The organism is Streptococcus sp. HMSC071D03, from assembly GCF_001812125.1.
Classification (GTDB): Bacteria; Bacillota; Bacilli; order Lactobacillales; family Streptococcaceae; genus Streptococcus; species Streptococcus pseudopneumoniae_N.
The window spans coordinates 8,111-9,557 of the sequence record NZ_KV807810.1; the positions used below are offsets into that span (position 1 = coordinate 8,111).

At 36.6% G+C, this 1,447-nt stretch carries 2 protein-coding genes and 1 pseudogene; all 3 read left to right on the forward strand.

Annotated features, from left to right (window positions below):
• Nucleotides 1–118 precede the first annotated feature (118 nt).
• Nucleotides 119–799, forward strand: a complete 681-nt coding sequence (locus HMPREF2837_RS09525; RefSeq protein WP_075230885.1) for a hypothetical protein — start codon at nt 119–121, stop codon at nt 797–799.
• Between the two features lie 10 nt (nt 800–809).
• On the forward strand, nt 810–1,049 hold the full coding sequence (locus HMPREF2837_RS09530) for a hypothetical protein (protein ID WP_061087881.1): 240 nt from the start codon (nt 810–812) through the stop codon (nt 1,047–1,049).
• Nucleotides 1,042–1,447: pseudogene (locus HMPREF2837_RS09535) on the forward strand (hypothetical protein); the annotation flags it as partial. The gene HMPREF2837_RS09530 and the pseudogene HMPREF2837_RS09535, both read left to right, overlap by 8 nt.

Below are 1,447 nucleotides of genomic sequence, written 5' to 3' on the forward strand. Positions count from 1 at the left end.
TGATGGTAGCTTCTTAATGTCAGAAATGAACTTTACTGGTTTATACCTAATGAATTGGCGTACCCTGACACCGCAATCAGGCATCTATTTTGTTACCCCTAGATAAGAAAGGAAAAGAATGTATAATCAAAAGTTAATCAAAATGGTAAAGGGACTCTTTATGGGATTCATTGCCGTTTTATGTATTGTATTGGGTTATTCTATTGCTCAAGTACAACAGAATTTGAGACAGAATAGTCAAATTCAGGAAGAGGCGAAGCAAAAAACAGAAGAGAACCAACAGGAACAACTATCTCTTACTGAACAGCAAGTCGAGGACTTTCTAATTGCTTACTATACCAAAAAGGATTTAGAAGAGAATCGTCCACGTTATAAGCCTTTTATGACCGATTCTATGTATCAGGAAACCATTCAAGAAGAACAAAAGCCAGTTAACCAGACCTATAAGGGGTATGTGGTTGACCAATCTTATGAATCAGGCTCTATCTACATTGATAAAACACATAAAGTTGCGTTGGCTCAGATTCAATATTCTAGCACAACCTTAGCAGAAAAAGATAATCGAGATTCTAAGGGGCTTACTGGTATCACTAAGGCTACCATTCGATTGACCTATGTAGAACAATCAGGTAAACTATTGGTCAATAAAATTGAGCCTATCGTCTTGACTGAAGCAAAGGGGCAAAGTATAGGTACCTATTCAGATACTAGCAGTTCAAGCTCGACTCCAGTATCCTCTACATCAACCACAACACCTACATCCTCTGAACAAACAACCGCAACCAGTAGTAACCAATAAGGAGAATTGAATGAATAAAAAAATAGAACAACTTGAAGCTAAGCTTGAGAGAGTTAGGAAAGATAAGAAAAAAGCACAACAACAAAAAGAAGCAGCAGATGAAAAAATCAAGAATTACATAAATCAAGAAAAAGATTTTGAAGCGCAGCTTTTTGTGGCACTATCAGAAGAAAGTGGCTTATCCTACCAGGAAATGAAGGAACTCATTCTTCCATCACAATCAAGTAACCAAGGAGTGAACCATGTATAAAATTATCAATCAACTGACTAATCAAGAGGAAACTTTTGAGTACCGAGATGAGTTGTTATCAAGGCTAGAAATCATCAATGAGCGAATGAAGAGTAATAAAATAAATGGAATCTATCGACTTTATTCTCTCAATTCTGAAGGTGAAATCCTACAAGAAGAAAGTCTTGAAATACCTTTTGTTGGAATCATTGATCAGTTGCTGGAAAATTTTGGTACGAGTGTTGGGAAGAAAAAGAAAGGTTTTCTTCATTTTTTAGCAAAACATAAAGAAAATACCTCCTTACCAGCCGAACGAGAAACCCAATCTCAACCAGAGCCTGAACTAGAAGAACTAACGTTAAAGAAAGAAGCAGACAGAAATCGACAAAGAATTGCTGAGCTAGTTTCTCAGAAGCCTC